Annotated in this window: 14 protein-coding genes; 8 read left to right on the top strand and 6 right to left on the bottom strand. The window is 68.4% G+C overall.

Features of this window, described 5'->3' with window-relative positions; all coding sequences use genetic code 11:
* Positions 1-11: 11 nt before the first annotated feature.
* Positions 12-2,183, bottom strand: a complete 2,172-nt coding sequence (locus tag NM961_RS13420; RefSeq protein ID WP_255914905.1) for a hypothetical protein — start codon at positions 2,181-2,183, stop codon at positions 12-14.
* A gap of 109 nt (positions 2,184-2,292) precedes the next feature.
* Positions 2,293-4,152, bottom strand: a complete 1,860-nt coding sequence (locus NM961_RS13415; protein WP_255914904.1) for an aspartyl protease family protein — start codon at positions 4,150-4,152, stop codon at positions 2,293-2,295.
* 104 nt (positions 4,153-4,256) lie between these two features.
* Between NM961_RS13415 and NM961_RS13410 the strand changes: the two genes are divergently transcribed.
* The 3 genes from NM961_RS13410 to NM961_RS13400 all read left to right on the top strand — a co-directional run bounded on the left by NM961_RS13410 (position 4,257) and on the right by NM961_RS13400 (position 8,112).
* Positions 4,257-4,886, top strand: coding sequence for a helix-turn-helix domain-containing protein (locus NM961_RS13410; protein WP_255914903.1), 630 nt, complete (start codon positions 4,257-4,259; stop codon positions 4,884-4,886).
* A gap of 367 nt (positions 4,887-5,253) precedes the next feature.
* A complete protein-coding gene (locus NM961_RS13405; protein WP_255914902.1) occupies positions 5,254-6,321 on the top strand; it encodes a TraB/GumN family protein in 1,068 nt (355 codons plus the stop codon).
* 336 nt (positions 6,322-6,657) lie between these two features.
* Complete coding sequence (locus tag NM961_RS13400; protein WP_255914901.1) at positions 6,658-8,112, top strand: right-handed parallel beta-helix repeat-containing protein; 1,455 nt, start codon at positions 6,658-6,660, stop codon at positions 8,110-8,112.
* Positions 8,113-8,608: 496 nt separating this feature from the next.
* Here NM961_RS13400 and NM961_RS13395 read toward each other — a convergent pair whose 3' ends face one another.
* Positions 8,609-9,397 carry an acyl-CoA thioesterase gene (locus NM961_RS13395; protein WP_255914900.1) on the bottom strand — a complete coding sequence of 263 codons (789 nt, stop codon included), beginning with the start codon at positions 9,395-9,397 and terminating at the stop codon, positions 8,609-8,611.
* A 262-nt stretch (positions 9,398-9,659) separates the two neighbouring features.
* Here NM961_RS13395 and NM961_RS13390 point away from each other — a divergent pair, with 262 nt between their 5' ends.
* Positions 9,660-11,009, top strand: coding sequence for a right-handed parallel beta-helix repeat-containing protein (locus NM961_RS13390; protein WP_255914899.1), 1,350 nt, complete (start codon positions 9,660-9,662; stop codon positions 11,007-11,009).
* 10 nt (positions 11,010-11,019) lie between these two features.
* On the opposite strand, the gene NM961_RS13385 is transcribed toward NM961_RS13390, so the two are convergent.
* Complete coding sequence (locus NM961_RS13385) at positions 11,020-11,580, bottom strand: GNAT family N-acetyltransferase (protein ID WP_255914898.1); 561 nt, start codon at positions 11,578-11,580, stop codon at positions 11,020-11,022.
* Positions 11,581-11,658: 78 nt separating this feature from the next.
* Between NM961_RS13385 and NM961_RS13380 the strand changes: the two genes are divergently transcribed.
* Positions 11,659-12,837 carry an esterase/lipase family protein gene (locus NM961_RS13380; RefSeq protein WP_255914897.1) on the top strand — a complete coding sequence of 393 codons (1,179 nt, stop codon included), beginning with the start codon at positions 11,659-11,661 and terminating at the stop codon, positions 12,835-12,837.
* A gap of 122 nt (positions 12,838-12,959) precedes the next feature.
* On the opposite strand, the gene NM961_RS13375 is transcribed toward NM961_RS13380, so the two are convergent.
* On the bottom strand, positions 12,960-13,367 hold the full coding sequence (locus NM961_RS13375) for a hypothetical protein (protein WP_255914896.1): 408 nt from the start codon (positions 13,365-13,367) through the stop codon (positions 12,960-12,962).
* A 205-nt stretch (positions 13,368-13,572) separates the two neighbouring features.
* Here NM961_RS13375 and NM961_RS13370 point away from each other — a divergent pair, with 205 nt between their 5' ends.
* Positions 13,573-14,475: a DMT family transporter gene (locus tag NM961_RS13370; protein WP_255914895.1), complete on the top strand. Its 903-nt coding sequence runs from the start codon at positions 13,573-13,575 to the stop codon at positions 14,473-14,475.
* Between the two features lie 258 nt (positions 14,476-14,733).
* Here the strand turns inward: NM961_RS13370 and NM961_RS13365 are convergent, their stop codons facing one another.
* A complete protein-coding gene (locus tag NM961_RS13365; RefSeq protein ID WP_255914894.1) occupies positions 14,734-15,456 on the bottom strand; it encodes a UDP-2,3-diacylglucosamine diphosphatase in 723 nt (240 codons plus the stop codon).
* A gap of 566 nt (positions 15,457-16,022) precedes the next feature.
* Here NM961_RS13365 and NM961_RS13360 point away from each other — a divergent pair.
* Both NM961_RS13360 and NM961_RS13355 read left to right on the top strand, forming a co-directional pair.
* Positions 16,023-18,917 (top strand): PKD domain-containing protein, encoded by a 2,895-nt coding sequence (locus tag NM961_RS13360; protein WP_255914893.1) that lies wholly within the window; start codon positions 16,023-16,025, stop codon positions 18,915-18,917.
* A gap of 149 nt (positions 18,918-19,066) precedes the next feature.
* Positions 19,067-22,498, top strand: a complete 3,432-nt coding sequence (locus NM961_RS13355) for a PKD domain-containing protein (RefSeq protein WP_255914892.1) — start codon at positions 19,067-19,069, stop codon at positions 22,496-22,498.
* Positions 22,499-22,740 lie beyond the last annotated feature (242 nt).

Here is a 22,740-nt window from a genome sequence, read left to right as displayed (position 1 = left end):
CCCACACTTCGTCACACCTCGAACCCATCCGCAAAAATCCCATCCGGCAACACGTCTCCCTGCCACACCGGCCCATCCGCGCCGACGCTGATCCCCTGCACATCGCCCCGCAACGGCACCGCCGCGGCGCCGCCCAGCGCGACGCTGCCGCCCTGGGAAATCATGCCCTTGGCCAGCACGATGCTCGCCGTGCCCTGCACTGGATCGGACAAGGTCAGCGTCCAGCTGGAACCGTTGTCGGCCAGGCTCGCGCCCAGTGCTGCCGCGCCGCTGTCGCGGCCGTGTACCACGTTGAGGAAATAACTCTCGGCACTGCCGCTGGAATCCAGTTCCAGCCGGTGCTGGCCGTACAGTTCATTGCCCGGCACGTCCTCGGCGACCACGCGGAAATTCGGCGCCGCCGGCAACAGCGTGATCAGCTCCGCCACCTGGTTGCCGACATTCGCGCTGGCGCGGTTGCCACTCAGCGCGGGCGCAGTCTCAAAGTGCATCAGGAACGTGCGCACCACGGCATCGGCATTCACATGCACGGCCAGCGGATCGGCGCCGCTGCCGCCTTCGGGGCTGTTGATCCAGTTCGGCGTGAAATAGAACGGCAGCTGGGAATCGCTGCTGCCGCGCAGGCGGTCGAGGATGATCAGGGCATTGAAGCGGCGCAGGAACAGGAATTCGCGCACGGCCTTGTCCGCATAGGGCCAGTCCACGCGCGGACCGTCGGTATTGCGATACGCCTTGGAATAATCGGCGGCGACGTAGCCGAAATCGGCGTGGTGCTGCAGGCGCACGACTTCGGGCAGTCCGTCCGGATTGTCCTGGCGCGGCTGGCCCGGCGGAATCACGCGCGGGCCGGAACCGATCCAGCGGCCGGTGGTGCGCCCCTGGAATAGCAGCCCGTTGTGCGCGACGTGGTGTTCGGTATCGACCGTACCGCTGCCGCCGAAGCCCACCAGGGGCTTGGAATAGCCCGTGCTTTCGCGCGTGATCCAGCGCCCCTTGCGCCAGAACTGGAAATTGCCGGCGTCGCGGTGGCGATGCTGCACGCCCCCGGGCGTGCCCAGCTGGATATGCAGGGCGCTGGCATTGGCGTCGTGGCCGCTGCGCGCATAGAACACCGCCGCGCCGGGGGCGAAGTAGTCCAGCGGCAGCCCGTTCAGGTCGGCGGCATTGCCGCTGCCGCCGAGTGCGTCGAACATCCAGCTGCGCCCGGCACCGGTCGCCGCCAGCCAGGCGCGCATATGCCGCGCATTGCCGCTGGCCGCATCGCGCTGGCCGAAGAAGCGCGCGACGTCGCCGTAATAGCTGCGCACATTGATCGGCGAACCCTCGAAGAACGTCGCATCGTCATTGAACGGGAACAGCACGTTGCCGCCGGAGAAGGCGCCGCTGATGCTGGTCGGTCCCGGCGTGCTGCCATAGATCAGCGCGTACAGCGCCTCGCGGAAATACGGCGTGGTGGCGTAGGGATCGAAGCCGAAGTCCGCCGCGCTGGCGAACGGCACGATGGGATAGGACAGCGTCACCGAGCCGTAGTCCGCGCCTTCGGGAAACACGCCGCCGCGGCCGAAATCGGCGTACCACTGCGGAAACCAGTTCTGCAGGCGGGTCTGCAGCGCGTTGTCGATGAATTCCTGCGCACGCGGATTTTCGCCGTAGCTGGCAATGCCCCAGAGCAGGTTATTGCGCACGCGGCCCCAGAAGTAGTTGTTTGCCTCCGACCCCTGGTTGGCGAAATCGTCGCCGTTGTCCCGGTCCATGTAGCCGTTCCACAGCGTGACCAGGCTGCTGATCTGGGCCGGGCTGAGGCGGTGATGGCACCAGTCGTAGATCAGCAGCAGGTTCTCGCCCTGCTGCCGGGTCGCGTCGCGGAAGCCGCCTATGCCGGCGGGCGCGCGCCAGGCGTCGAGGAAGGCGACGGCCTGGTCGCAGTCCCCGGCATTGTTGGCGAGCAGGCCGCGCAGCGCGCGGCCGAAGTTCAGCACCGAGCCGTCGCCGGACGGCGTGAACGGCGTGGCCTGGTGATGCGCCCGCGCCTGGGCCAGGCGCGCGGCGTTGCCGTACCAGTTGCGCGGATAGGTGGAAGGAATGTTCAGCACGACGGCCTGGGCTGCGCCGCTGAGCAGCAATGCCAGCAGCAGCAGCCAGGCCGCGAACGAAGACGGGACGGCGGCGCGGTTCGGTTTCATGGGCGGAGCTTCGTGAAAAGGCTTGCCCCCATGATGCGCCGCCGCCGTCCGCCGCGTTATGACTGCGGTCGCGCGGCAGCTGTCCGGCCGCGCCGTCTGTCGGCCGTTCTTACCGTTTCGGCACGGGCGGCAGCAGCTCGCGCAGGACCAGCGTCGCCGTGGCCGGCTTGCCCGCGCGTTCGTAGCCGATCGCCACGCGGCTGCCCGGCTCGCCACGGGCGAGCAGGTCGCGCCAGTCGGACAGGCTGCGCGCGGCCACCGGCTCGCCGCCGATCGCGGTGATGCGGTCGCCGCTCTTGAGTCCCGCCGCGGCCGCCGGCCCTTCGGCCAGCACCTCGAAGGCCTTGAGCGCGCTGCCGTCGCGCAGCAGCATCAGTCCGCTGCGGTCGCTGCGGAAGGGTTCGGCGTAGCTCGCGTTCGGCGCCAGGTACATGATCTTGGCGGCGTAGTCGAAGGCCACGGTGAAGCGTCCCAGCACGCGGCCGCCGAGGTTCGCATCCACCGTGGGCGAGGCGAATGCGCCCTTGTCGCCGGTGTACAAGGTGGCCGCGACCGCCGGCAGGGCGAAGCCGCCCAGTTCCAGCTCGCCCAGGCGCACCGGCCAGGATCGCATGGGGCCGCCCACGCCCCAGCCGGAAATCTGCTCGAAGCGCGGCGCGTAGTGCTGCTTCAAGCCATGTTTGGCCACGAAGGGCGAATGCAGGTCCAGCGCACCGCCGGAGCCGGTGTCCACGCTGATCCGCGCCGGTTTGCCGTCGATGCGGCCTTCCACCAGCGGTATGCGTTCGGCCAGGGTGAAGGGAACGGCCGTGGCGCCGGCCGGCGCGGTGAATTTCTCGCGCGTGGCCAGGATCATCTCGCGCGCGGCGTAGTCGATGGTGACGCCGAAGCGCTGGAACAGCTCGTAGCCGATGACGCCGTCGAAGTCCTCGCCTTCCACATCGGGAATCCGGCCGAAGTCGATGATGTAGAACAGCGGTTTTTCAAATACGACGCCGCCCAGGCGCAGCAGTCCGGCGCGGCCCAGGGCGACCTGCGCCGATTGTTCGCCTACGCCGCGCGCGCTGAGCTGGCCCTCGCTCTTGAGGCCCAGGCGCTGCACCGCCGCCGGCAGCAGGATGTTCACGCCGCCGGTGTCGACCAGCATCTTCACCGGCTTGCCGTCGACTTCCGCCTGGATGTGGATATGGTCGCGCACCAGACGAAATGGAATTCGCGTGATGCCGCCGGCATCGGTTATATGAGCGCCGCCGGTTGTCTGCGGCGGCGCATACTCGGCGGGATCGACGGTGGCCCCGGCGGTAAGGCTGGCGTAGCGGATCTCGACGCGGTTGGCCGATTCCACGCCGCTGTCGACCACGACGTGGAACGGCAGGCGCAGGCCCTCGGCCTCGCGCCAGTCGCCCAGCGTGGTGACGACGCGGTCCTGCGCGGTCAGGCCGGTGACGGTACGCTCCAGCAGGCCGCTGTCGCGGGCGAACCACAGTTCCACCGGCTCGCCGCCGGCGGGTTCGGCGCGGATCACCTGGTAGCTGCGGCCGCCGTCCTCGCGCGCGGCCGGCGCGGCCAGTACCGCGGCGCCGCGGGCCGGGAACCAGTAGGCGCGCTGGCTCAGCCAGGCGGCGGTGCGGGCGCGCTGGCGCGCCTCGGGCGCGTCCTGCAGGGCGACTTCGCCGCCCGGATCCTGGCTCCAGGCTTGCTTGCCGTCATAGCCATTGGCGCCCTTGAACAGGCCCAGGCTGTAGCGTGCGACGCTGCGGCCGTCGCGCAGGTCTTCCCGGGTCTCGGTGGTGCCGCTGAGCCCGGCTGCCTTCATCTCGCCCTGGCCGGCGAGGGTGGCGACGGCATCCCAGGCCGCCCCGCCGCTGGCGGCCTTGGCGCGGGACAATACGGCGGCGGTATCGTCGGCCGCCACCGCGGCGCAACTTGACAATAACAGCAGCAACAGCGATAGCGGTCGTAGCGACATAATCTCCTCCGGCGGGCGCCGGCCGCGGGCAAGGGCGGCGGGCGCGGATCGAACCAGTCAAGATTGAATTTTCATTGAAATTTTCAACACAGGCAACCCAACCGATGGCACAGCCCGGCAAGACCCGCACAACGACGCGCAAGCTCCCGAACAACCGCGCAGTGGAAAAGCCGCGCGAGATCGCCCTGCTCGCCTCGCCCGCGCGGCAGGAACTGGTGGATACGCTGGAGGCGCTGGGCGGCGAAGCCTCCGTCGCCGCCCTGGCCGGGCAGCTCGGCCGTCCGGCAGACGGCCTTTACTACCATCTGCGCCTGCTGGTCCGCGGCGGCCTGCTGGAAGAACTCCCCGACGAGGGCGACGGCCGCCGCTACCGCACCCGCGTCGACAAGGGTGCGCGCCTGCAATTGCGCTACCGCGGCGGACGCAACGCCGGCGCGGCGGCGGTGGAGAAAGTAGGCGCGAGCATGCTGCGCATCGCCTCGCGCGATTTCGCCAATGCGCTCAAGCGCAGCGATGTCGCCACCGAAGGCCCGCAGCGCGAAGTGTGGGCCTCGCGCAGCAAGGGCTGGGTGGACGAACGCGACCTGGGCGAGATCAACCGCCTGCTCAGCCGCGCCCTGGAACTGCTGCACAAGCCGCGCAGCGGCGCGCGCAACAAGCTGATCGCCCTGACCTGGGTCCTGGCGCCGCTGCCGGTCAAGCCGAGCCGGCGCGGCCAGGACGACGAGGATTGAGGTCGGGCGAACCAGCGGCCGGGACATAGCCCTCTCCCCAGGCGCGAATGCGCTTGGGGGAGCGGGCGTGGTTCCGTTTTTGCCGACGGCGCAGTAGCGATCATGCTTTCGCCGGCACCGGGAAGCCCCTCGGATTCCGCCGGTTTCGGAGAAAGCGGCGGCGGCGCCGGCGCTGCACGATTTCCACTCGCCGGGCCGCAGTGGCGAAAAATTGCTCAGCCTTCGCAGCCAGGCCACCTCCGCCGCAAACCGCAGCCTCGACGCATTCCGCCGGCATCTGCGCGACCTGCCGTTTCAGACCGCCGCGGTTCATGCGCCGCCGCCTAGTCTCCGTCGCCACCCCCCAACTTCTTCTGCGCACCCGGCCATGCTGCGAGCCACGCTTTCGCTGTGCCTGTCGTTCTGCATCTTCACCGCCCATGCCGCCGCGCCGGAAACCGCGCCGGCCACGCCATCGCCTGCCGTCGCCGTACCGCCTTCCGCAACAACTGCCACGGCCGTGCCCTCCGCGCCGGCGCCAGCCGCCGTACTGGAAACCGTGGTGGTCAGCGGCGAACAGCCCGGCCCCGGCTTGTGGAAGATTTCCAAGGGCGAACATGTGCTGTGGATACTGGGCACGCTGTCGCCGCTGCCGAAGAAGATCAGCTGGGTGTCGCGCGAGGTCGAAAGCGTGATCGCCGGCGCGCAGCAGGTGCTGCTGCCGCCGCAGGCCTCGGTCAAGATCAAGGGCGGCATGGTCGGCGGCCTGTTCCTGCTGCCCAGCCTGCTCAAGGCGCGCAACAATCCCGATGGCAAGCGCTTGGCCGACGTGGTCCCGCCTGACCTCTATGCGCGCTGGCAGCCGTTGAAGCAGAAATACCTGGGCCGCGACCAGGGCGTTGAAAAACGCCGGCCGATTTTCGCCGCTAGCGAGCTGTATGGCGAAGCCCTGGACAAGGCCGGCCTGCGCGGCGGCGGCAAAGTGGCCGATACCGTGGAAAAACTGGCCGAGCGGCACAAAGTGGAACTGGTCCGGCCCGAAGTCGCGCTCAAACTGGACGGCGCTCGCGACACCTTGCGCGATTTCGCCAAGTCCGAGCTGGACGACATCGACTGCCTGCGCCGCACCGTGGACCGGCTCGAATCCGACCTGCCCGCCATGCAGCTGCGCGCCAACGCCTGGGCCGTGGGCGATATCGAAGCGCTGCGCGCCCTGCCCTACGTGGACCAGAACCAGGCCTGCACCGAGGCCATGCTGCAGAACAGCGCGGTGCAGGAACACGGCATGGGCGACCTGCGCGAGCGCGTCGCCCGCGCCTGGCTGGAAAGCGCGGAAACGGCGCTGGCCCGGCACACGGTCAGCCTGGCCGTGCTGCCCATGGACCAGATCCTCGGCGCCGACGGCTATGTCGCCGAACTGCAGCGCCGCGGCTATACGGTACAGCCGCCGGAATAGGCGGCCGCGCGTCTTTCGCGCCGGCCGCCGCGGCGGCGCCGCCAAGGACCGGCCAGCGACAGCGCCGGCAGCCGCCACGCATCGCGGCCGGATGCGACACCCAGCGCTCCCGCCCGCCGGAGTCCGCGGCTGCGCAGCGGCGCGGCCGCGGCCCGTGTTCACGCCGCGCCCGTCCGCGCCGCGGCTTCCGGCCTGTTCGAAAACAGCCGCCGGATCAGTCAGTTGAGAAATTTAAGGAAAACGTGAGACGCCCTTGAAGCCAGCCCGCGAGGGATTCGCTGAAGTTAACCGCGCGGCGTGAGCCGCGCATCTTCATCGAACAAGGAAATTGTCTCCATGACTCTTCTGCGCTTCCTGGCCCGGCTTGGGCTGGGCGGGGCCGCATTGGCCTCTTCCGCGTTTGCCGCCGACTACGAGGTGAACCAGACCGGCGACTCCGGTTCCGGCAGCCTGCGCAGCGCGCTGGCGCTGGCGAACGCCAATCCCGGCGCCGACCGCATCCTGATCCACAGCGCCGGCCCCATCGTGCTGAGTTCCGGCCCCGTGCCGGTCACCGATTCGGTGGAAATCCTCGGCACCGGCGCAGAGCCGGCGGTACTGGCCGGCAACGGCCTGGGGCGCCTGCTCCTGATCGAGGGCGACGGCAACGAGGCCTGCCGGGTGGATGTGCGCTTGGCACGCCTGCATCTGCGCGACGGCTATTTCGACGGCGACGGCGGCGCCGTGCATGCGTCCTATGCACGCCTGCGCGTCGAGGACAGCCGCTTCAGTCAGAACCGGGCAGGCGGCTGGGGCGGCGCCATCTTCATCGACGACTGCGAACTCAGCCTCGTCTCCAGCCAGTTCGACAGCAATATCTCGTACAAGCTCGGCGGCGCCGTCGCCGTGAGCGAAGCGCGCCTGGTGGCGCGGCGCAGCCGCTTCAGCGGCAACGAGGCCGAATTCGGCGGCGCGATCTCCGTCCACGGCGTGACCGCCAGTGCGGAACTGGGCGACAGCTACCTCTACGGCAACCGCGCCCAGTACAGCGGCGGCGGCCTGCTGGCGTCCGCGACTTCGCTGCACATTGCCGGCAGCACGTTCGCCGACAACCAGGCGACGACTTCCGACGGCGGCGCGCTGCATCTGACGACGCCGCTGGAAGGCGCTATCTCGGTGATCGAAAACACTACGTTCAACGCCAATCGCGCGCCGGAAGATTCCGCCAGCGGCGGCGCCGTCTTCCTCGGCCACGGACGCCTGATCCTGCGCAACAGCACCGTGGTCGGCAACAGCACGGGGCCGGCGAGCGGCGCCTTTACCAGCGGCGGCGGTGTGTTCGTCGGCGGCGATGCCAGCCGGCTCGACCTCGTCAGCAGCATCGTCGCCGGCAATACCCAGGGCCCGGCCGCAACGCCGCGCGATCTGGTGCGCGAGATCGACCCCGATCTCACGCCGGCCACCGTTTCGGCGCGCCGCAGCCTGGTCCAGGCCCTGCCCGACGTCAGCACCGTCAATGGCGAGGATTTCGAGAACCGCTGGCAGCTCGATCCGCAGCTGGAGCCGCTGCGCGACAACGGCGGCCCCACGCCGACGATGGCGCTGACGCTGGGCAGCCCGGCCTGCGAGCGCGGCGAGAACGACGCCGGCCTCGCCACCGACCAGCGCGGCGCGGGCTTCGCCCGCGGCTACGGCCGCACCGATATCGGCGCCTATGAGTACCGCGGCGACACGATCTTCTACGGCGACTTCGAACTGCACGATCCGGGCGAGTTCGGTTGCGCGCGGCTGCCTGCGGAGCAGTTTCGGTAGCGGTTCCTGGGGTTGGGAGTTGGGAGTCGAGATTCGGGCTTTGGGCTAGGGCTCGGGCTTCGGGCTTCGGGCTTCGGGTTTCGGGTTTCGGGTTTCGGGTTTCGGGGTTGGATTTGGGATTTGGGGTTGGATTTGGGATTTGGCAGCCGGAGGAACGGGCTTCGAAAAAGCCCGCTCCCCCAAGCGCGTTTACGCGCTTGGGGGAGAGGGTTGGGTGAGGGGGCAGCGCGTCAGTTCGCGCCGAAATCGGGTTTTCGCCGACGCTTCGCGCGCTGAAAATATCGACGAAATTCAAACGCAGAGGCGCGTTGATCGTCGCCCCCTCACCCCGGCCCGCTCCCCCAAGCGAAGCTTGGGGGAGCGGGAGATTCCCGCTTTTTCTCGAAGAAATTCAGCAATTCCGTTTGCCGGAAGCCCCGGGGGGTTCGCCGCACGATTCCAACGACTCCCGACTCCCCGGCTCCCGGCTGTCGACTTCCGCCCCCACTCCCAACCATCAGCCAAAAACAACCATACTCTGCCGACTCACCGCCACCGGACTGCCGTCCGGTGCCCAGATCAGGGTGGATTGGCTGGTATAGCCGTCGCGGGCGGCGACCATTTCCGCATCCACCAGCCAGCCGTCCAGGGGCTGGCTGGCATAGTCGTCGCTCAGCAGTTCCAGCATCCAGGTCAGGGAGCTGCCCGGCGAGACGGTTTCCATCCACGACAGCGCGACCGGCGGCACGAAATCGGCCAGGGCCAGCAGGTGCGATTCGCTCATGCCGGTGTCGTCGCGCAGGCCGACCTCGAAGCGGTTGGCGAACACGGGCGTGTTGCTGAAGGGCATTGCGCCTTCGCGCAGGCGCACCTTGAAATGCTGCATGAAATTCGGCGTGACGCCGGGCAGGAAGGGCAGCGGCACCGCCGCCTGCGCGGACGCCGGCGCACGTACCGGCTGGCGCTGCACGCGCGAGGCGCGGCCGCGGCCGAATACGCCGATGACCAGGGCGAGCAGTTCGCCGGCGGCGTCTTCCAGCCGCGCCTGCACGTGTACCGCGCTCTTGCCGCTGCGCAGCAGCGTCGCGACGGCGCGCACCTCACCCTGGCCCACCGGCGCGATGAAGGTCATCTGCAAGGTACGCAGCGGCAGTTCCGCAGCGACCTGGCCGCGCATTGCGGCGACGGCGATGGCGGCCTGCAGGCCGCCGAACACGCTGCGGCCCTGCAGCCAGTCCTCGCCCACCTGCACGCTCAGGCGGCCGTCCCCGCGCGTGGCCGCGCCCAGCAATTCAGACAACTTCATCGGCAATGCTCCCGCCGGCTTGCGGCATTGATCGGCAGCGTCCGCGCGGTGGATCCGCCGGCGCCGGCGCGGCGGCTTGCCGCGCGCATCCGCGTAGCTTAGGCCATGCTCCGGCGCGCAGCCGGTGCAGGATTCGCCAGCCGCCGCCGGTCCGGCGCTTTCCGCCACTGACCCCGTTCGCTTTGCGCCCGCCGGCGCATTTCACAGATTGCGCGGCCGCGGCACCGCAGGCTGCGCGCCGCCGATTGCCTGGAGTGTCCGCATGCGCGCCCGCCGACTGCTGTTGCTGCCCCTGCTGTACGCCGGCTGCGCCGGTGCCGCTACCTACCAGGTCGGCCCGACGCGGCCCCATACCAGCCTCAATCAGCTGTTCGCCGCGGTGGACCTGCAAGGCGGCGACGTGGTCGAGGTCGACGGCAATGTCACCTACGCCGGCGGCGTGGTCGTGCCCGCCGCCGACGGCGGCAGCGCCGGCAATCCGGTGGTGATCCGCGGCATCCGCGTCAACGGCCTGCGCCCGCGCATCAACGGCGGCGGCAACACGGTGGAATTCCGCCAGTCCGACTACGTGGTGTTCGAAGGCTTCGAGGTCAGCGGCGGCAGCGCACGCTGCATCCTGCAGGGCGCCCACGAGGTCACCGTGCGCGACAGCGTGATCCACACCTGCGCCGCCCACGGCATCCTGAGCACGGACCAGTTCTCCGGCTCCTTCACCCTGGAATACTCGGAGATCTACGGCTCCGGCGCCGGTACTTCGCAGCATGCGCTGTATATCCAGAGCGACGAAGTCGCCTGGCCGAATGCGGTGTTCCGCATGCGCCACAACTACGTGCACGACGGCACCGGCGGCAACCTGCTCAAATGCCGCCACCAGCGCGCGGAGATCCACTACAACTGGTTCCAGGGCGCGGTCTATCACGAACTGGAACTGATAGGCCCGGACGAGGAAACCCAGCAGGCCGGCTGGACCCGCGACCTGGTCCGCGAAGACCAGGACGTGGTCGGCAATGTCATCGTCCACACCAATCCGGCGTTCGGCGCGGTCATCCGCATCGGCGGCGACGGCTCCGGCGTGAGCAAGGGCCGCGCGCGCTTCGTCAACAACACCATCCTGCTCAGCTCCGGCGTGGACGCGACGGTGTTCCGCATCTTCCAGGAAATGCAGTCGGTGGAGATGCACAACAACGTGATCGACGTCACCGCCGGCGGCACCGCGCGCATCATCCGCGCGGTGGACGGCGAGCTGGTCTGGACCGACGGCCGCCAGATCCGCGGCAGCAACAACTGGATCGAGGCCGGTTCCACCTTCGTGCCCGCCGCCGGCGAGTGGAGCGGCACGCTGAGCGGCACCAGTCCCGGCTTCGCCAACGTGGCCGCCTACGATCTGCGCCCCACCGCCGCCAGCCCGCTGCGCGACAGCGGCAACAATGCGCCGGCCGGCAACCCCGCCTTTGCCTTTCCCGGCCCACTGTTCCCGCCGGCCTTCCAGCCCCGGCGCGGCCTGGTCGCACCCGGCACTGCGCAGGCGCGCGGCGGCGATGGACTGATCGACATCGGCGCGTTTGAACTTGTCGGCGACCTCATCTTCGCCTACGGCTTCCAGAACCCCTGAAACACCGGTCTCAGCCGCGCAGGAATTCCCGCGCGAGCAGGCCGTAGAACGCGGTATCGGCGATTTCGCCGGCGACGTGCCAGCGCTCGCGCAGCAGGCCTTCGCGCTGGAAGCCCAGCCGTTCCACCAGGCGGCAGGAGGCGCTGTTGCGCGGGTCTATGTCGGCCTCGACGCGGGCCAGTTCCAGCGCGTCGAAGGCGTAGGCCAGCACCAGGCGCGCGGCCTCCTGGGCGTAGCCGCGGCCCCAATGGGCGGAATCCAGCAGATAGCCCAACTCCGCCCGGCGCTGCAGCCGGTTGACCGCGAACAGGGTGAACAGGCCGATCAGCCGATCGTCCTCGCGCCGCACCACCGCCCAGGGCCAGACTTCCTCCTGCGCGCAGAAATGCTGCTGGCGCAGGAACCAGTCGCGCGCCTGCTGCGGCGCGGTCCAGGCCGGAAAGCTCCAGTAGCGCATGGCGCGCGGATCCGAATGCAGCGCGTAGATACGGTCCAGGTCGCCGCGGTCTATGCTGCGCAGCTGCAGGCGCGGACTTTCCAGTACCGGCACCGCGCAAAGCAGATCGTGCATGCAGCTTCCCCCCGGCAAGACTGCGCATGATGCCGCCGGCACAGGCACACTACCAGCGCCCGCAGACAGGAGTCCCGCATGACCACCGTCCTTATCCCCGGCATCAAGGGCAGCGAACTCACCGACAGCTATCCGCTGGACTGGCCGGTGCGCTGGAGCCTGGAAGACATGGTGTTCGGCGACGCCTTCGAGAATCCGCTGGACTTCGCCCTGCTCGACGGCCGCTACGAAGCCAGCGACGGCCACCGCATGCTGCCTTCGCGCCCGATCCGCTACGCCTACGGCGAGATGGTCGGCAAGCTGCGCGCATGGAAGCCCGACGAGGCGCTGCATGTGTTCACCTACGACTGGCGCCGGCCGGTGGAACACGCCGCACAGAAGCTGGCCGAATTCTGCGAGGAACTGAGCGGCCGCCAGCGCCGCTTGCGCCGCCGCACCACGCTGAACTTCGTCGCCCACAGCATGGGCGGCCTGGTCCTGCGCAGCATGCTGGGCCTGCGCGGCCGCGATGCCTTCGCCGATGTCGCCCGCATCGTCTTCATCGCGCCGCCGTTCCGCGGCTCGCTGGCCGCGGTGCAGATGCTGGTCGCCGGCGAACGCGACGGCTGGTTCGGCACCGACGAGGACTACCGCAAGATCGCGCGCAGCTTTCCCTCGGTCTACCAGATGACACCGCACTACGCCGAAAGCTGCGTGGACGAGGACAGCCGCAGCGTAGACCTGTTCGACGCGGCCAACTGGCAGGCCAATGTGCGCGATGGCGACGGCGGCTTCGAGGCGCGCTTCGTCGCCGATGCCGAAGCCTTCGCCCGCGGCCGCGCCGCGCGCCACGGCGGCAGCAGCGCCGCGCCCCTGCTCGACGATGCCGCGCTCGCCGCGAATGCGGAAAACATCCTGGTTTTGCAAGGCTGCGGCGTGCCCACGCCGGTGCAGCTCACGGTGCAGCGCGCCAACCGCGCCAACCCGAACTGGTTCGACTTCGCCGGCGCGCGCAAGGACAACCTCGGCGACGGCCGCGTCCACCTGCGCAGCGCCGCCGTGCCGGGCATCACCCTGGCCGTCTACGCCGGCGCACTGGACCACGGCCGCGTCTGCCGCGACAGCCGCATCATCAATACCGTGTCGCTATGGCTGGAAGGCAAGCGTGCGCTGAAGCTGGTGCCGCGCGGACCCGAACATCCGGCCGTGCGGCGCAGCCGCAGCTATTTCGGTGCCTGGGACGGGGATGTGGGGACCTTGGCGGGGCATGTGGTCTGAGGCTGCGTGCCGGGTGCCTTCATCGCAGGACGGCGCAGGCGGCGTGAGCCTTCGTTCCGGCCTGCGCTTCCGGCCTGAGTCCGCTCGTGTCTTCGATCGCTGCGATTGCGTACTGGACCTGCTCACGTGCCGCCGATCCTGCGGACCGGGCCGGCGGCATCACGACAACGCAACAGCAGCACCACGACGAGCAGCACCAGGGCAACCGCATCCGCCAGTGCCACCCGCTGCAGCGGACCGGCAGGCATCTGATACAGCCCATACAACGCCAGGAAACCGATCTTGCTGCACAAGGCCAGCGCCAGTGCCGGACCACGCCATCCAGTACGCCAGGCGGCAACGATTAATCCCAGTCCTGCCGTTCCCAGCAACAGCGCGCGATGGCGCATGGCGATGCCCAGCGCGGCGTCGTCCAGCGCGATGCCGTACAGGCCCAGGCTGCGCGCCGGATCGAATGCAACCACGGCGGGCAGCAGGTTGAGCAGGCCGACCAGTACCAGCACTCCCTTCACGATCCACTCGCGCTGCATGACTGCCTCCGGCGGCATCGCGCCCTTATGAAATTTCCGCTGGATTTCCACTGCGCCGCACCGGAGCACGTCGCCGGCCGCAGCAGGGCCGTGCACTTGCGCAGACCTCGCACGCGCTTCGCCTGCGGCAATACTGCCCTGCCCTTGCGCATTGGCGCCGACAACCGCACCGGCCAGCCCGCGGCGCGCCGGCTACAATCCGCCGATGGACGAAACCACCGCCCGCCAACGCTTCCGCCAGGGACTGCTGATCGCCGCCACCGCTTCGGTGCTGTTCTCCGCCAAGGCCATCGTCGCCAAGCTGCTCTACCGCCATCCCGTCGACGCGCTGGACGTACTCGCCCTGCGCATGGCGTTCGCCGCGCCGTTCTTTCTCGCCATCGCCCTGTGGCAATGGCGCAACAGCCCTGCCCTCGGCCGCCGCGATACGGTCAGCGTAATCGGCCTGGGCCTGCTCGGCTATTACCTCTCCAGTTATCTCGACTTCCTTGGCCTGCAATACATCAGCGCGGCACTGGAACGGCTGATCCTGTTCCTGTCGCCGTCCTTCGTCCTGCTGATCAGCGCCACCGCCCTGCGCCGGCGCATCAGCGCGCGCGAATGGATGGCGCTGGCCCTGGCCTACGCCGGCATCGTGCTGGTCTTCGCCCACGACCTGCAGCTGGGCGGCGACGCCGTTTTGCTAGGCGCCGGCCTGGTGCTGGGCTCGGCCCTGTCCTATGCGCTGTACCTGATCGGCTCCGGCGAACTGGTGAAACGCCTCGGCGCAACCCGCCTGGTCGCCTACGCCATGAGCGTATCCACCATCGCCGTACTGCTGCACTACGCACTGGCCCGCCCGTGGGAACGCCTGCTGCACCACGGCCCCGCTGTCTATGGCCTTTCCCTGCTCAACTCCGTGTTCTGCACCGTGCTGCCGGTAGTCCTCACCATGCTCGCCGTAGCCCGCATCGGCGCGCCCAGCGCCGCACAGGCAGGCATGCTGGGACCGGTGTCGACGCTGTTCCTGGGTTTCTGGCTGCTGCAGGAGCCGATCACCGCGTGGCAGCTGGCCGGTTCGGCGCTGGTGCTGCTGGGGATGTATGTGCTTTCGACGCGGAAGGGGTGAGCGGCAGGATTCTTCGCGATCCACAGTGATTGCGTGGCGGAATCCGGCTTTTTCGGCAAGCGAAATTTGCCGGATTTCCTGAGCAAAAAGCGGAAAGCTCCCTCTCCCCCAAGCACGCTTGGGGGAGAGGGTTGGGGTGAGGGGGCAACGACCAACGCGCCTCGCATTTGGATTTTCGGCAAAATCTTCACCACGCGAAGAGCTGGCGAAAACCAGAATTCCTCCCGACTGAAGCGCCGCCCCTCGCCCACGTCCGTCTCAAAGCGGAATCCCCTCCAGCACCACCCCGTCTCTGTCTACCCGCAACACACTCCCCTGCTCATACCAATCCCCGAGCACCACCCGCTCCACCGGAATGCCGTCCAGCTCGAAGCGATGCCGGCCGGGCCTGTGCGTGTGTCCGTGGATCAGCCGGGCCGCGCCATGCCTGGCCATCGCTTCACGCACGGCCGCATCGGTCACATCCATGATCGCGGCCATCGCGCTGCCGGTATGGGCGCGGCTCTGCTCGCGCGCATGGCGGGCGAAGGCGCGGCGCTGTTCCAGCGGCTGGGCGAGGAAGTTCTGCTGCCAGGCCGGGTCGCGCACCACGCTGCGGAACTGCTGGTAGGCGACATCGTCGGTGCACAGGGTGTCGCCATGCATGAGCAAGGTGGGCACGCCGGCGAGGTCCAGGCAGGTGGGATCACTCAGCAGCCGGAAACCGGTGGCGGCGGCGAAGCGTTCGCCGACGAGGAAATCGCGGTTGCCGGCCATGAAGTAGCCGGCGACGCCGCGCGCGGTGAGTCCGGCCAGAGCCTGCTGCACGCGCAGGGCCAGCGCGGAATCGTCGTCATCGCCTATCCAGCTCTCGAACAAGTCGCCGAGTATGTACAGCGCCTCGGCCCGGCTGGCTTCGCCGCGCAGGAATTCGAGGAACAATCCGGTGATCGCGGGACGCTCGTCGTCCAGGTGCAGGTCGGAGATGAACAGGCTGGTCATTCCGGCACGATAGCCCAAAGGCGTCGCCGGCGAGAAGTGAACGGCACGGCAGCGCATGCGTCCGCGCAAACACAGATGGTAGATCCGCAATGTTGCGGCGCACACGCGAGCTTGCGTAGTACCCGGGGACAGGGCGAAGACCCGCCGCCAAGCCGAACATCTGTTGCTGCAGGGATTGGACCGGCACCGGACGGCATCGCCCCCGGCGCACCGCCCTTGATCCATACGGCGGTTTCATGATGCAACCGCACATATCGGCCCCAAGACCTATGCGACTCATTCCATAGACTGAGCAAAGTATTTGCTGTAAATCGTCCCCCGGCTCGCGGTTCTCGGGGGGGAACGCGCGCCCGGCCCATCCACAGGCAGCGCTCGCCGGCAGCTTCCCGCCGCCGGCCCGCAGACGCCAGGCCGTTCGGCACCGGGCAGCAGCTGCGGCCGGCCACTCGCGACGAACGCAAACGAACAGTGACTTCCGCGTCCGTGGCACAGCGGGCTCCAGCTCCGCCTGCAGCGCAGCACTGCGCAGCGCGCAGTGTACTTTTCAACAAATGGAGGGGAGACCAATGAACAGCAAATTGATCGGCCGGCTGCCGCTGCTGGCCGCGGGCCTGCTTGGCTGCAGCATCAGCCTGGCAGTGCACGCCGAAGAAGAACAGGAACTGGGCCGCGCCGTCGCGTTCCGCGTCGATGCGGCCAAGGGCGCCGACCCGCGCGTCGACTACGCCGGGCTGCAGGCGCTGGGCCCCTGGGACGACCGCAATTACGCGCTGACCGCGGAAGACCTGGCCCTGCTGTCCAAGAACGAGGCCGACACCATCATCGCGATTCCGGTGTTCTACCGCGTCGAGATGCGCAAGGCCAACAAGGAGCTGCCGCAGTTCGGCCCGGTGCAGTATCCGCGCAGCGCCTTGAACGGCTACTTGGCCAAGTACGGCGGCTACCGCATCGACGGCAGGACCTATACCGCGGTCAGGGCCGATGCGGCCGGCAGCTTCCGCGTGCATGAATCCACGGCGCGGGACGAAGCCTCGCGCGGCAACATCTTCCAGAACTTCCTCGGCGGCGAAAAGCGCATTACCACGCCGGCCGGCGCGGCCGAATCGGCCGTGGCGATCAACCCGGTCAATACCAACATCGTCATCGCCGGCACCAACGGCCCGGGCAGCGGCCAGAAGATGTGGCGCTCCACCGACGGCGGCGTGAGCTGGGGCAGCGCGATCTCCCTGCCCGACACCTGCTGCGACCCGGCCGTGGGCTGGTCGCCCGACGGCACGGTCGGCTACGCCACGGCGCTGTCGACCGTGGTCGGCTCCGGCACCAATGTGTATTTCTACCGTTCCACCGACAACGGCGCCAGCTGGACGCGCAGCGCCACCCTGTCCAACCAGAACATCTCGGACAAGGAATACCTGCACGTCGACATGCATGCCAGCTCGCCGCACAAGGGCAATATCTATGTCGCCTGGCATGACAACAACATCCAGAAATTCGCCCGCTCGACCAACGGCGGAACGTCGTTCGGCGCGACGCTGACCCTGGACGGCTCCAACCGCGGCATCGGCAGCGACATCACCTCCGACAGCGCCGGCAACGTCTACTTCTTCTATCCCGCCACCTCCGGCGGCAGCCTGGGCAAGGCCATACGCATGGCCAAGTCCACCGACGGCGGCGCCAGCTTCGCCGCGGCGACGACGGTGAGCAGCACCAACGCCGACTTCGACTTCCCCATCCCGGCGATGGAAACCCGCCGCGCCTTTATCTACACCTCGGTGGACACCGACCGTTCCGGCGGCGCCTTCAACAACAGCATCTACGTGTCCTGGACCGACACCTCGACCACCGAGAACAACACCAGCGCGACGGCCAACCACGCCATCATCCGCGTGGCGCGCTCGCGCGACGGCGGCGCCACCTGGCAGATTTCCTCGCCGCATTCCAGCAGCGACGTCAGCACGGTGGACCGCTTCAATCAGTGGCTGTCGGTGGACCGCAACGGCCGCGTCTTCGTCATGTATTACGACACGCGCCATTCCAGCAGCCGCAGCGGCACCGATCTCTACTACGCCGTCTCCAGCGATGGCGGCGTGACCTGGGGCACGGCCACGCGCCTGACCACGGTGACCTCGCGCAACCTCACCGATTCGTTTGAGTGGGGCGATTACAACGGCATGGACGTGGTCATGAGCGAGATCATGGCCATCTATACCGACAACCGCGACGAGGCCGGCGGCACAGCCCAGTCCAAGGACGTCTACGGCATCGGCGGCTTCGCCGGCAGCGGCGGCAACCAGGCGCCGGTGGCGAACTTCAGCGTGGCCACCAGCGGCCTGACCGCGAACTTCACCGACAGCTCCACCGATTCCGACGGCAGCATCGCATCGCGCAGCTGGAACTTCGGCGACGGCGGTACCTCGACCGCGACCAATCCGAGCAGGACCTATGCAGCGGCCGGCACCTATACCGTCACGCTGACGGTGACCGACAACGGCGGCGCGACCAATACCAAGACCAGCTCCGTCACTGTCAGCAGCGGCACAAATGTTCCGCCCACGGCGAACTTCAGCGTGGCCACCAGCGGCCTGACGGCGAACTTCACCGACAGCTCCACTGATTCCGACGGCAGCATCGCTTCGCGCAGCTGGAACTTCGGTGATGGCGGCACGTCCACCGCGACCAATCCCAGCCGCACCTATGCCGCAGCCGGCACCTACAGCGTCAGCCTGACCGTCACCGACAACGGCGGCGCGACCAACACCAAGACCAGCTCTGTCACCGTCACCGCCCCGCCGGGCGGCAACGTGCTGCAGAACGGCGTGGCCCTGACCGGCCAGGCCGGTGCGGCGAATTCGCAGACCTTCTACACGATGGCCGTGCCGGCCGGCGCCAGCGGCCTGAAGTTCGTCACCACGGGCGGCACGGGCGATGCGGACCTCTATGTGAAGTTCGGTTCCGCGCCGACCACGGCCAGCTATGACTGCCGCTCGCAGGGTTCCACCAACGCCGAGACCTGCACCATCGCCACGGCGCAGGCGGGTACCTACCACGTGATGGTGCTGGGTTATTCCGCGTATTCCGGCCTGTCCATCACCGGCAGCTACACCACCGGCGGCGGCGGTACGCAGACCTATACCAACACCACCGACTACACCATCAGCGACAACGCCACCGTGGACAGCCCGATCACGGTCTCCGGCCGCAGCGGCAATGCGCCCAGCAATGCCTCGGTCACCGTCGCCATCGTGCATACCTACCAGGGCGACCTGAAGGTGGACCTGGTCGCGCCGGACGGCACGCTCTACAACATCCACAACCGCAGCGGCGGCGGCACCGACAACATCAACAAGACGGTCACGCTGAATCTGTCGAGCGAACTGCTCAACGGCACCTGGAACCTGCGCGTCAACGACAACGGTCCGGGCGACGTCGGCAAGATCGACAGCTGGAGCATCACCTTCTGAAGCCGCCGCGGGACGCGGGCAGGGCGCAGCACGCCCCGTCCGCCGCTCCCGCGCCGCCGGGGCCCCGTGGCGCAGCGCGCACTGCGGCGGCCCCGCTCTTCCCCAGTCATGCCTACGGCAGTCACGCTGCCGCTCGCGGAGAACCGATCATGCACGTACGCCCTGCCCTGCGGTGCCACCTGCTTTCGTTCGTGGCCGCCGTTTCCCTCACCACCACCGCCAGCGCACAGTCCGATGCGCCGGGCGGCGACCGCGGCAGCAAGCCGCGCGAAGAAAGCTGGCAGATAGAACAGCGCCAGCAATGGTTCATCCGCTCGCGCGGACTGGACCAGGCCGTCAATGCCGATGCCGAACGGCGCAAGGCCGCCGCCGAACTGAAAGCCGACGTCGAGCGCCTCGCCCCGCTGCAGCGCGCCGCCGGCGAAACCTGGGCGCCGCTGGGCCCGTCCTCGATGAACATGGGCAACTGGAGCATGGGCCGCGTCGCCGGCCGCACCAATGCCGTAGTGCCGCATCCCACCGATGAAAATACCGTCTACTTTGCCGCCGCCGCCGGCGGCGTATGGAAGACCACGAACGGCGGCAGTTCATGGACCGCGCTGTTCGACCAGGTCGGCACCTTGCCCACCGGTGCGCTGTTCGTGGAGCCGGCCGCGCCGGCGAATGTCTGGGCAGGCACCGGCGACCGCAACGGCGGCGGCTGCGCCGGCTATTTCGGCCAGGGCGTCTACCTCAGCAGCGATGGCGGCAACAGCTGGCAGGCGCGCAATGGCAGCGGCGCGACGGCCATGCCGCTGTCCATCGTCAACGCGGTGGCAGTACAACCGACCAATGCCAACGTGGTACTGGCCGGCGGCGCCGGCAGCTGCAGCAGCAGCGGCACGTTGTCGGGTTCGGGCCTGTACCGCTCGGCCGACCGCGGCGGCAGCTGGAGCAAGACCCTCAACGGCAATGTTGAAGACCTGATCTTCGTGCCGGGCACGGCCACCGTTTATGCCGGCGTGGCCGGCAGCGGCGTATACAAATCCAGCGACGGCGGCGCCAGCTGGACGGCGATGAATTCCGGCCTCAGCGTATCCGGTTCGCGCCTGCGCCTGGCCATGGCCCCAAGCAATACCAATGTGCTGTACGCGCTGCAGAGCGGCAGCCTGTACCGCAGCGCCGACGGCGGCGCCAGCTGGTCCCTGCGCAGCAATACCGCCTGCGAAGGCCAGTGCAGCTACAACCTCGCCATCGACGTGCACCCGACCCAGCCCGACACCATCCTCGTCGGCAGCATCCGCACCGCGCGTTCCACCAACGGCGGCAGCAGCTTCACCATCCTGCACTCCACCTGGGGCAGCAGCCAGGCGGTACATCAGGACACCCACGTCGTGCGCTATTCGCGCAGCAATCCGGACCGCTTCTGGCTGGGCACCGACGGCGGCCTCTGGCGCACGGACAACGGCGGCAGCAGCTGGGTGAACATGAATTCCAACCTCAATGTCACCCAGTTCTACGACATCAGCGTGCATCCGACGAACCCCGACATCGTGTTCGGCGGCGCGCAGGACAATTCCTCGTCCCGCCGCAGCACCAGCGCCGTGTGGGACCTGACCTTCGTCTCCGGCGACGGCTTCATGAATGCGATAGACCCGACCAATCCGTCCATCGTGTTCCAGACCAGCTATCCCTCGGGCGGCTTCCCCAGCATCTACCGCTCGACTTCCGGCGGCGGCGCCAACAGCTTCACCAAGTTGCCGACGACGGGCATCACGTCCTCGTCCAGCTTCCCCTGGGTGACGCCGATGGCGGTGGCGGGCAATCGCCTGTTCACCGCGTCCAACGTGGTCTATCGCGCCACCACGTCGGCCAATCCGCTGTCCTGGACGGCGATCTCGGGCAGCCTGGGTTCGGCCGTGTCGGTGATTACGCCGGTGAGCATGGGCGTGCTGGTGCCGACCTATGTCGGCACCTCGGGCGGGCGCATCTACGCCACGCCGGATGCAGCCGTGCCCAGCGTGAGCTTCACCGATGTCACCGGCAATTATCCGGGCGGCGTGGTTTCCGACGTGGCGATGGATCCGCTCAACGCCCAGCGCGTGTTCGTCACCCGCGCCGGCTTCGGCGCCGCGCGCCTGTATCGCTCGACCAGCGGCGGCACCAGCTGGAGCGCGGTCGGCGCCGGCTTGCCCAATGTGCCGGCCAATGCTGTGGCCATCGATCCGCTCAATACCAACCGCATCTTCGTGGGCACGGACGTAGGCGTATACGAGAGCGCCGACGGCGGCGACAACTTCGTCGCCTTCTCCACCGGGCTGCCGCTGGGCCTGGTCGTCACCGACCTGGAAATCGACGACACGCCGCACGTGCTCAGCGCCGGCACCTACGGCCGCGGCGCCTGGAACGTCACGCTCAACAGCGGCGGCAACGCAGCACCCGTGGCGAATTTCAGTGTGGCCACCAGCGGGCTAACGGCGAATTTCACCGATACCTCGACCGACTCCGACGGCAGCATCGCCGCGCGCAGCTGGAATTTCGGCGACGGTGGCACCTCGACCGCGACCAATCCGAGCAGGACCTATGCGGCGGCCGGCACGTATACCGTTACGCTGACGGTGACCGACAACGGCGGCGCGACCAATACCAGGACCAGCTCCGTCACCGTCAGCGGCGGCACGAATGCACCGCCCGTGGCGAATTTCGGCGTCGTCACCAACGGGCTTACCGCCAACTTCACCGACAGCTCCAGCGATTCCGACGGCAGCATCGCTTCGCGCAGCTGGAACTTCGGCGACGGCGGCACGTCCACCGCGACCAATCCCAGCCGCACCTATGCCGCAGCCGGCACCTACAGCGTCAGCCTGACCGTCACCGACAACGGCGGCGCGACCAACACCAAGACCAGCTCTGTCACCGTCACCGCCCCGCCGGGCGGCAACGTGCTGCAGAACGGCGTGGCCCTGACCGGCCAGGCCGGTGCGGCGAATTCGCAGACCTTCTACACGATGGCCGTGCCGGCCGGCGCCAGCGGCCTGAAGTTCGTCACCACGGGCGGCACGGGCGATGCGGACCTCTATGTGAAGTTCGGTTCCGCGCCGACCACGGCCAGCTATGACTGCCGCTCGCAGGGTTCCACCAACGCCGAGACCTGCACCATCGCGACGGCGCAGGCGGGTACCTACCACGTGATGGTGCTGGGCTATTCCGCGTATTCCGGCCTGTCCATCACCGGCAGCTACACCACCGGCGGCGGTGGTACGCAGACCTATACCAACACCACCGACTACACCATCAGCGACAACGCCACCGTGGACAGCCCGATCACGGTCTCCGGCCGCAGCGGCAATGCGCCCGGCAATGCCTCGGTCACCGTCGCCATCGTGCATACCTACCAGGGCGACCTGAAGGTGGACCTGGTCGCGCCCGACGGCACGCTCTACAACATCCACAACCGCAGTGGCGGCGGCACCGACAATCTCAACACGACGGTGAGCCTGAACCTGTCCAGCGAACCGCTCAACGGCGTGTGGAAGCTGCGCGTCAACGACAACGGTCCGGGCGACACCGGCAAGATCGACAGCTGGAGCATCACGTTCTGAACTGACGGGGCGGCGGAAGCGCGGGAAGACCGGCGCTTCCGCCGCCGGCCGGCAGCGCTGCCGCGCCGCCGGCTGCCCGCATCGGCCCGGCGGCGGATGCAACGCCCGCTGCCGGCGCCGGCCTGTACAGACCGGCGCCGGCGTACAGACGGCGCCCCGCCCAAATGCGTACAAGTTCGCACATGCGCCATGTGCCGCATGTTATCTAACGGCGCTGCCGGCTCCGGCCGAAACCGATTGCG

Source organism: Tahibacter harae (genome assembly GCF_024437735.1).
GTDB classification, from domain to species: domain Bacteria; phylum Pseudomonadota; class Gammaproteobacteria; order Xanthomonadales; family Rhodanobacteraceae; genus Tahibacter; species Tahibacter harae.
This window is presented reverse-complemented; position numbering and strand designations above follow the sequence as displayed.